We start from the raw sequence: 8,715 nt of genomic DNA, 5'->3' as shown, positions 1-8,715 counted from the left end.
GCACTCGCAGAACCTGTACCCCAGACTTCGTGGCACACACGAGTCAGAGCAGCGGTCAGTGTCGTCTTACCATGGTCAACGTGACCGATAGTGCCCACGTTCAGGTGTGGCTTATTACGTTCAAATTTAGACTTAGACATTCGACCAATCTCCCTGATCAACCTGGATGTATCGCTGACCGGATAAAATAGTGGAGCTCATGACCGGAATTGAACCGGTGACCTCATCCTTACCAAGGATGTGCTCTACCGACTGAGCTACATGAGCATTACACATCAAATTGGAGCGGGCAGCGGGAATCGAACCCGCGTCATCAGCTTGGAAGGCTGAGGTAATAGCCACTATACGATGCCCGCGAGCAATTAAGTGGTGGAGGGGGCTGGATTCGAACCAGCGAAGCTTTCGCGTCAGATTTACAGTCTGATCCCTTTGGCCACTCGGGAACCCCTCCGAGTCAGACACATACAATGCGCCTGTCACAACAAAAAGTGGAGCTGGCGGACGGAATCGAACCCCCGACCTGCTGATTACAAGTCAGCTGCTCTACCAACTGAGCTACGCCAGCTCACATTCGCCTGTTCAGCGAGGGCGGTATACTACGGATTTTTTCCGGGCGTTGCAACACTCTCGCAACGATCGACCTCAATGAAGTCAAATTCCAGGCCATAATCCGCTTCGACCGCCTGAACCACCTCCTCCACGAGGGACGATTCAGTCTCTAAAGCGAGCGCGTAGCTTATCTGATTTCGATCAAAGTTGACTAGTACCACGTTAAAATTATTGCGTTTTTTTTCTTCCAGCACGGACATTGCTGCGTCAAGGGATTCGAACAACCCCAAAGAAATGGCGTTTTTATTTTCACCTTCCGTCACCAGATAGGAATCTATCCCCTGGTTCCGCATGGCCCGGAGCTGTTCCTGTGCCGCCGCGGGGGGCTGAGGCGGAACAATCACCCAGTGCAGCGATGGCAGTGACCGGTCGATTTCTTCCACCGACACCCGGGAAACCTTGCCCCCGGGAATATGGCTCAGGAGTTCCCGGGCACGCTCAGGGGACTGAATCCAACCCAGTCTGACACAGGCTCGCTCGCCGGGAGCAAGCTGGACCGGAGTTACTGGCTCATCCTGAATCTTGAGGCTGGCTACCCGTGGAAGATTGCCACTTACAGCCGGAACCGATGACAGGCCCGGCCCCAGGGCTTCGCTGATCTGCCAAACGCCAACATTAAGAACAACCAGCGCAAGAGCCAGCCACTTCATTCCGGAAGGGCTCCGGCGTCCACAATTGCCAGCCCCTCCAGCACCAGGGATGGATGACTCTCGGCAGCCAAACCAAGCTGGATCAGCCACCCGGCATCACCGCCCGTGGCCAAAACATCGTTAAGACCGAATTTCTCTGCGTCCCGCTGAATTCTGTCGATCAACGCGCCACTCAGCCACGCAACGCCATGGTTAACACATTCGCTTGTGCTTGTACCCGGGGTCGTGACCAATACCTGCCCGGGATCGAAATCTATACGCGCAGCGTCTACCTGCAGGCTCCGCCGCATCATTTGCAACCCCGGCAGAATGAACCCCCCAAGGTGGCGCCCCCCGGAGTCCACATAATCAACGGTTATTGCGCTGCCAGCGTCTACCACGATGAAGCCCTGCTTATGCTCGCGCCAGGCACCACACATAGCGTGCCAGCGGTCTGCGCCCATCTGGTTGCAGTCATGGTAGGCATTCGTGAGCCCATCCCGGTGTGCTTCCGCCCAATAAAACCTGACCGGCGCCTTGATTCGATCGGACAGATGTCGCAAGAGAGCAAGCCGTGTTTCTTCCGAGGCCACCGTTGAGACTGCCACTCGCGAAATATCTGCAACCCCAGTGGTCAAGCCAGGTACCGGATCGGGATCTGCGCTACCTCCAACGCCCTGGTCCACAACCCGCCCTGCGTCATCAAGCCGCCATTTGAGGCGGGAGTTCCCGGCATCAATTAACAGCCTCATGACACCACCCGCAAGCTGATCTCCCCGGCGCGGATGGGGACAACCTCATCCTCCCGGGTACGAAGCAAATAATTGCCGCTGTCGTCAATGCCGCAGGCGACTCCCTCAAGCTGCCCATCCCTGGCCTGGACCAGGCGGTTGAGATAGATATCACGCTTCTGCCAGGATTCACGGAACCCCCCAAAGCCTTCACTGGAAAATGTCTCTGCCGCTTCGGATACTGCAGAAATAACGCCTGCCGCAATCCGGTTTCTGGACCATTCCACATCCGGACAACTGCTCGCGAGGCTACTCCAGGGCTGATCCACATCGTCTGCTTTAGTCATGTGGACATTAATTCCGATACCGGCAATCACCTGTACAACACCTTCCTGCAACTCACCCTGCAACTCTACAAGTATGCCACCCAGCTTTCCTGAGGGCAGAAAAATATCATTTGGCCACTTCAGGCCAACCGTCGGAGCGCCAAGCGCCTCAAGCGCTTCAGCCACCGCCACCCCCAGCACAAGACTAAGGCCATCGAGAACTGAAAACCCGCCGTGAAAGGTGAGCCCCATGCTGAGATACAGATTTTCGCCACGGGGGGACCGCCAACTCCGGCCCCGGCGACCGCGACCGGCTGTCTGGCAATCAGCGATGGTAACCGGGATCTTACTACCTCGGGATTCCGCAATCTGCCGGATTATTTCCGCATTGGTGGAATCCACTTCATCCAGCACCCTCAGATCCAGCCGGGCAGCCAGGCCGGTATCGAGCTGGTTTATTATCTCGCCGGAATCCAGCAGATCAATCCGGGAAGTCAGTTGATACCCGCGACCACGAATTGTCGCCACTTCATACCCCTCTTCCACAACACGCCGTACCTGCTTCCAGATCGCGGTACGGCTCACGCCTAACTGCCGGGCGAGAGATTCTCCTGAGTGCACCTGCCCATCGCTGAGCAGGTTAATAAGGGCTTTGAGTTTCATCAGATATCATCCGGCCGGAGGATTTGGTATCGGCGGATTAAACACCAGGAGAGCGCAAAAAACAAAGTTGGCGGCCTGAGAAACCGAAGCCCGATCGCCGTTGTCATCAGGGAATGGGAGTTGCGGTAAGATTTGCTCTTATATCAAAGTTCTGCATTTTTACGCCATAAACAGCGGTTTGAGCGCCGCCTGTCGGATGCACCAGATCAATGTTATTTATTGACAGCTCCTTGAACCTGCTCCGGGCCTTCACAGCGAACCCTAAAGGACGATTGTTCAGATCGCCTGGCGTCGGGTTGCTGGTATAGCGATAACCTTGCGCCGCCCCGGTGTCCATGATTTTCTCATCGCCTTTTGCACCGACAACCCCCAGTGAATCCGGCCCATCCTGCTTTTTCAGCACTTTAGTCTGGTAGACATCAACCGCGAGATCCGTGCGAATACCGAAGGCGTTGTCTTCCAGCCCATCGCCATCGAAATCACCGCCATCACTGGTATAAATATCATTCAGCACCAGACCCGTACCCGTGCCATTTACCGGGTTGCCAATTCCATCAAGCTGCCGGTTCGTTTCCCAGCTAAACGCGTTTTTCCGGGTGTCATTGAGAGCCCTTGCCAGCTTTTTTTCCAGGCGCACAGTAATGCCTTCGTCGCCCCGGGTCTCCCATATTCCGCCAGTGGCCTGGCACGCTGTTGCTGAGCTACCCTGGCCACCCACGCAGACATTACCCGCACCGCCCGGGATAATGGCCATACTGCTTCCAGTCTCATATTTCTGGAGCACAAACCGGCCAAAACTCCTCCCTTTGGACTTGTCTCCCACCCGCAGGTTACCAATATCCATGGTACTCCAGGCTTCTCCGGTGACCATGGCCAAACCATCTTCAGTTGCATCAATTGTCATATCACGCAAATGTGCATCATATTCAAGCTCACTGATCCAAAGCCCCTTCTGCCTGATTTCACCCGCACCTTTGTCATACGGATCGGCAATGATGGCGGCTTTACCGTTCCGGATACGGATATCAGAATTAACAGTGATACCTTCGCCGCTCGCCCCTCCGGCGCCAAGAGTTACGTGGCCGTCCAGCTCAAATTCGTAAGCCGGGTAGAAACCCAGGGCAAGCAACAGTTCCGTCCCACCCTGCAACTTGGCATCTTCACTGCCAACCCTGAGGCCATTTATCCGATAACCGGCACTGACCCCTTCAAACCCGACTCTCAGCCCATCGTAAAACCGGGTGCCTCCCCGCACCTCGTCACGGGTAACATTCACCGTAACATCGCCTCGCCCCCATGACTGAAGACCGCTGAAAATCACCCGGTTACCATCCTCTTTGTAGCTGACATCAGCGCGCTGCAGGCTCCATTCTGCTGCCAGCCGCAATCCTTGTGGACCGGCATCCGCATGCCCGCCACCCTGAAGGTAAATTGCGTTGGTGTAGGTGCGGCCATTGAACATTCGGTCGCCAAACAGAAAACTCACATTCACTTCACCAACATTTTTACCATTGACACCCATTTCAATAGCACCAATATTGAAGTGGCCCTCCATCGAACCCAGAGTCAGCGCCAGTGCTGGCCGATTCTGCCAGTCGGATGTAACATCCAGCCTCAAGTCGTTTACTTTGTAGGTGCCCGTGATATCCCTCAGAGCGATTACGTTGGCGTCATCGTGGTACAGGAAAGAGGCACTGTGAATCGTTGTCTCATTATCGATCCGCAGCCCCTGACCATTGCGCCCGCCGGCTGCAATATCCGTTCTGGAAGACAAATCGTACTGGCCACTCAAGCCGCCATAGGACGGCAACAAGGCTCCAGTGCCTGCATCAACGCTAACACCATGATTCAATGGATTCCCGCTGTACCGGATAGCATCAACCTGCCAGTTGCCCACAACCCTGGGTGCATTCAAGCGGAGGGTGTCATCAACAACATCGAGCGTTATGCCCAGCGCTTCGACATCCATGGTAATGCCGTCAAGAAACACTTCGTTGCCGTTGGTTCTGTAACCCAACCGGCCACCGGTCATGGTGTAAGCAGTGTCAAAGGTATAGCCTTCTCCGCCTACAGCCCCGCCCGACTTTATATTCAGAAAGCCCTGCAGAGAGTGATCAAAGTACATGCCGCCGATACCAAGGCCCGGCGCACCGGCAAGACGAATGTCGCCGAACTCGATTCGACGATCCTCGACAAGATAATCGAGATTAAGCGAAGCGTCTGAACCGATATCGACCTTGACCAGGTGATGTGCCGTACCAGAAGAGTCTGATGCCGAACCCACGCGGAATGCCTCAAGGTGAATGCCCTGCCCGTCATCGAAGTAGGAGACCCTGTCCGCAGTCACACCCAAATCCATCTCCAGGGTTATACCGCTCTGACCACTGACAGATGCCATCTCAGAATCGTCAAGGCTTCTCATGTCAGCAACAGCGTGTGACGCCATTGCAAGAAGAATAACCCCCGAAGGAAAGGCAATCGTGTAGCTATGAGCTTTGGTAAACCGCATGATTCCACCTCACCTATCAGGGATTGCCAGCCGGGAAAACGAGTAAGTTGCCTTCCATGATGACATTGCCCTGCATCTCAACTGCGAAAATATCTGTTTGTTGAAATCCTGGGTCAGTGGGCCTTGGAGCATTGCTGGCAGCGATCTTGAAGCGGACATCGCTGAATCGCACGGTATTGGGCAACCCAAGCTCCAGTGCATCTCCATTGAACAGATCACCATCCCCGGCAAAGCCGGAATCTATGGTCGTTAACCCCAGGGTGAGCCCCTCAAATGCAAAACTCCCCCGTATGTCATCAAGTACCAACCAGCCTCCGGTCTCTTTCAGGCGATACGCAAACCGGGCCCCACATTTTTTGGTTGCATCATCGCAGCGACCAAAATAGCTATTCTCAATGGGCCCTCCCACTTCGTTTATGCGGATATCCCCCGAGAGATAAATTCCGCCCTGCCCTGACACGCCCGACAGAACTTCATCCGCCAAAGGCGACATTTCAGCCACACCGCTGAGGGGGAGCGCGAGAAGAAAACACACAAGCGGTGTTCGGACACAAGGGCTCAGCAGTTTATGATTCATTTCGCCAGGTCCTTGGTCTGTATTTTCAGATGCTGAATCAGCATCCCCTCCATTCGGGCCGGCCCGAAGTCCCGGTCCCCCACGCTGAAATTCCCGATGTGCAGGTTGCTCCGGAAATCCGGATTTGAATAGTAATCATCATAGAAATCCCAGGTGGCCGCGTCGCTGCCGCCCCGCTGGCCGTCAGCCGCGATCTGCCCTGCTGCCGGCGCTGCTATGGCGTCCACTTCCAGGATGAAATTTCCGCTCCCATCGACATCGAAAAAGATTGGCTGGAGGCTGTTCCCGATAACCAGCTCCAGCGCAAAATCGGACATTTTTATCCGGGAGCCGCAACTGGTGCCGTCACGGGAGCAGGCATTGATTGAGACTTCCGGAGAGTAGAGATTAAACCGGAATTGGCCAGCCATCTGCCGGCGCTCATCATCGCCCCAGAGCCGGATATGGCTGCCATCAATGACAGCGCTACGGGCATGGAGATTGAGGTTGGAGGAGCGGTCAGCGCCAACCGCAACGTTCATCTGCAGCCCCATATCAGCACGCTCGCCCCTCCAGCCTCCGTTCGCCGGTCGACTCGAACAGGTACCCGACCCCGCAACAGCGGAGCCGCCCAGGCAATCAAATCCCGCTGCCGCCGCGACTTTTGACGGCGCTGCCAGCTCCAGTACAGCTTTATCCTGAACGCCGATATCATTGCCGTCGACCACATCGATACGCCATGGATTGATCAAACGGCCAAGGTTTACCGGAATGAGATTTTCGCCGTAATTACTACCGTCACCTGCTATGTAAAGGTGATTGACAGTGATATCAACAGCCTCGCCACTGGTGCTTTTTATTCCTGTAATTCGAAATATTCGGGCCTGCTCACCATTTTCGTCAGGTTCATCCGTGCCGTGCGAGAATGTAAAGTTATCGAGAACAAACCCGATTCCTGCGCCGTCCACCTGTGACAGTTCACCATCATTCATTGACTGGAGCTCTGCTAGAACCGCCGAATGAAAACCAAACGCAATGACCAGAACAAGGCTCACCGGCTGCATGATCTTCTGAACGCCTCTGAAAGCTGTTCTGCCCATCATCAGAAGAGCCCTCTGCCACGATCAATATATTCAGTACGGTAACGAGGCACACCGGTCAGGGCCTCGCTCAGGTTCACTTCGGTGGCACCATTAGGAATGTTGAAGAAAGCGCCACTTGTGGCTTTAACGAACTCGGCTTCACTCATATTCCCCTTCTTGACGTCCTTTACCCACTCCACAGCCTTGGTCTGGAATGACAGGAAGGCACCCGCAGCAGGGGCAACAACACTCCTTTCCCCGTTGGTCTCGCCTAGCTCTCCAACAGCAAAGGACCGGTATTGCCCCAGGTCGAAACAAGCCTGAATAGAAAGCACCTTGCAATCCATAGCAATAACTTCAATATTGCCCGGCGGGCAATCGAACAGATTGTTACACCCGGGAACTTCAACCCGAGAGCTCGCACCCGGAGCCAGAAGATCCTTCATAAACAAACGCGCAAAGGAACTGGCTCCTTCAAGTACGAACCTTTCGCCATCTGGAACACCTATGTGCTCCGCCCTGATCTCATCAACCTCACCGTAGGTTGGCGAGTTCGGGTCGCCGTCTACCAGGCGCGCTTTTGTTTCCAGAGCATTGTTTTTCTCCAGAATCGGCGTGAGAAACTTGATCAACTGATCGGATATTGTCGGGTTATCCTGCTCTGCATCCCTCATTGCAGCACCAACGTCTTTGATCATTACGTTGACATTACCCGTAAGCGTTTCAATATCGGCAGACAAAACACCCATCGCATCGCCAAAGCCAAGACGCACACCAACCACTTTCTGGGTTTGTTGGTCGAAAGCGAACTCTATAAAAGGGTTATCAATAAAAAAGGGAACAATCTCCCCCTCGGCATAGGCCGTTCCATCATGCCTATACATCTCCGGCACTTCGGGATTATCCTGGAAGAACTGCTGGCTCTGAATGTAGCCGAGAGAGAAGTTATTGATGAGCACATCGGAGGAGCCGGGCTTTTCCCCAGCGCGTTCATATCGACCGAGCTCCAGAGTATCGACATTGGTCTGGACCTCAATATCCATCCCGAGGTTTATTCGAGTATAGGCGGTAGAGTTGTCGGGGTGGTAATCGCGATCCACTGACACAAAAGCCTGGCCCGTAACCTCTGACATCTGCTGGTCGGATATTTCGTTCAGTTCGGCATTCGCACCCACAGACAGGGCTGCCAGGAGAAGCGCTGAAATCAATCTGCTCATAGTTACATCTCATTGCTACCGTGTTGTTGTTTTTGACGGTAGATCAAATGGTGTCTGATGTGCCTCTGGTGCTGACCTGTCAGGACTTATCTTTTGTCAATTATTTTTCAGAATTGTAACGGTATGTAAAAGCTGCAACTGTGCGGGGGGTCATAATTCAGGTACAAAAAAACCCCAGCAGTTACCCGCTGGGGCTGTTTTATTTAAGCGTCTGACGATGACCTACATTGCTCAGGCCTGCCGGCCTTCGGCCCTTCGGGCCCGCCGTCGCGTTGCTCCCGCGTCCTGCGCTTGCCGTTAGCAAGCTGGTCACATGGGGGCTTTGTAGTGGCAGTAGTATCGTATCTAAAACAAAACAGCCCCGGCAGCGAAGCTGTCGGGGCTGTTTTATTT

At 54.4% G+C, this 8,715-nt stretch carries 8 protein-coding genes and 4 tRNA genes; all 12 read right to left on the bottom strand.

The window, feature by feature from the left end; genetic code table 11:
* Nucleotides 1–140, bottom strand: a 140-nt coding sequence (locus CDH48_RS18845) for a GTP-binding protein (protein WP_227521179.1), incomplete at its 3' end; no start/stop codon positions are given.
* A 51-nt stretch (nucleotides 141–191) separates the two neighbouring features.
* Nucleotides 192–267 (bottom strand) — tRNA-Thr (locus CDH48_RS18840).
* A gap of 14 nt (nucleotides 268–281) precedes the next feature.
* A tRNA-Gly gene (locus tag CDH48_RS18835) sits at nucleotides 282–356 on the bottom strand.
* Between the two features lie 11 nt (nucleotides 357–367).
* Nucleotides 368–451: transfer RNA gene (locus CDH48_RS18830), tRNA-Tyr, on the bottom strand.
* A gap of 38 nt (nucleotides 452–489) precedes the next feature.
* Nucleotides 490–565 (bottom strand) — tRNA-Thr (locus tag CDH48_RS18825).
* 31 nt (nucleotides 566–596) lie between these two features.
* Nucleotides 597–1,259 (bottom strand): hypothetical protein, encoded by a 663-nt coding sequence (locus CDH48_RS18820; protein ID WP_227521182.1) that lies wholly within the window; start codon nucleotides 1,257–1,259, stop codon nucleotides 597–599.
* Complete coding sequence (locus CDH48_RS18815; RefSeq protein ID WP_100690232.1) at nucleotides 1,256–1,990, bottom strand: type III pantothenate kinase; 735 nt, start codon at nucleotides 1,988–1,990, stop codon at nucleotides 1,256–1,258. Before CDH48_RS18815 ends, CDH48_RS18820 begins: the two co-directional genes overlap by 4 nt.
* Nucleotides 1,987–2,958: a biotin--[acetyl-CoA-carboxylase] ligase gene (locus tag CDH48_RS18810; protein WP_100690231.1), complete on the bottom strand. Its 972-nt coding sequence runs from the start codon at nucleotides 2,956–2,958 to the stop codon at nucleotides 1,987–1,989. The genes CDH48_RS18815 and CDH48_RS18810 overlap by 4 nt, the downstream gene beginning before the upstream one ends.
* A gap of 106 nt (nucleotides 2,959–3,064) precedes the next feature.
* Nucleotides 3,065–5,467: a DUF6160 family protein gene (locus CDH48_RS18805; RefSeq protein ID WP_100690230.1), complete on the bottom strand. Its 2,403-nt coding sequence runs from the start codon at nucleotides 5,465–5,467 to the stop codon at nucleotides 3,065–3,067.
* 16 nt (nucleotides 5,468–5,483) lie between these two features.
* A complete protein-coding gene (locus CDH48_RS18800; protein WP_227521181.1) occupies nucleotides 5,484–6,044 on the bottom strand; it encodes a DUF6160 family protein in 561 nt (186 codons plus the stop codon).
* Nucleotides 6,041–7,126 (bottom strand): hypothetical protein, encoded by a 1,086-nt coding sequence (locus CDH48_RS18795; RefSeq protein WP_227521180.1) that lies wholly within the window; start codon nucleotides 7,124–7,126, stop codon nucleotides 6,041–6,043. Before CDH48_RS18795 ends, CDH48_RS18800 begins: the two co-directional genes overlap by 4 nt.
* On the bottom strand, nucleotides 7,126–8,322 hold the full coding sequence (locus CDH48_RS18790) for a DUF6160 family protein (RefSeq protein WP_100690229.1): 1,197 nt from the start codon (nucleotides 8,320–8,322) through the stop codon (nucleotides 7,126–7,128). Before CDH48_RS18790 ends, CDH48_RS18795 begins: the two co-directional genes overlap by 1 nt.
* Between the last annotated feature and the right edge of the window lie 393 nt (nucleotides 8,323–8,715).

This window comes from Marinobacter aromaticivorans (assembly GCF_002806975.1).
Classification (GTDB): domain Bacteria; phylum Pseudomonadota; class Gammaproteobacteria; order Pseudomonadales; family Oleiphilaceae; genus Marinobacter; species Marinobacter aromaticivorans.
This window is presented reverse-complemented; position numbering and strand designations above follow the sequence as displayed.